1 protein-coding gene is annotated in these 543 nt (G+C 71.8%); it reads left to right on the forward strand.

Annotated elements, in window-relative coordinates:
- The coding region (locus CF161_RS33015) for a DUF5682 family protein (protein ID WP_020294483.1) at positions 1 to 543 on the forward strand (543 nt) is incomplete at both ends.

Consider the following 543-nt stretch of genomic DNA (forward strand, 5'->3'; position numbering starts at 1 on the left):
GCCCTGGGCCGGGTGCCGCCCGGGGCCGGCACGCCGCCGTTGGTCAAGGACGTGGAATACCGTGCCCGGCGCCAGCGCCTGAAGCTGCACGATTCGCAGCCGCGCCGGGTGGCGCTGGACCTGTACCGGCGCGCCGAACACCGGCGCAGCAGCCAGTTGCTGCATGGCCTGCTGCTGTTGGGCATCCCCTTTGCCTGGCGCACCGGCGGCCCGGATTTTGTCGGCGGCCACGGTTTGCATCTGCTCCAGGAACACTGGGAGTACGCCTGGACGGCCAGCACCGAAGGTGCGCTGGTGGAGGCGTCGGTGTATGGCACGACCCTGCCCCAGGCGGTGGCCAATCGCTTCGCCCAGCGCCTGGAACAACAGGCCGGCGACGGCCTGGCCGATGCCCGGGGCGCGGCAGCGCTGCTGGTGCAGGCCTGTGTGCTGGGGCTGCATGAGCAGTTGGCCACACCCTTGCAGCGCCTGGCGGACGCCATCGGCGCCGACTCGGCATTTGCCTCGCTGGTGGCGGCCACGGCCAGCCTGTCGCTGCTGCTG

The sequence above is a fragment of the Pseudomonas sp. CF161 genome (genome assembly GCF_000416215.1).
GTDB lineage: Bacteria > Pseudomonadota > Gammaproteobacteria > Pseudomonadales > Pseudomonadaceae > Aquipseudomonas.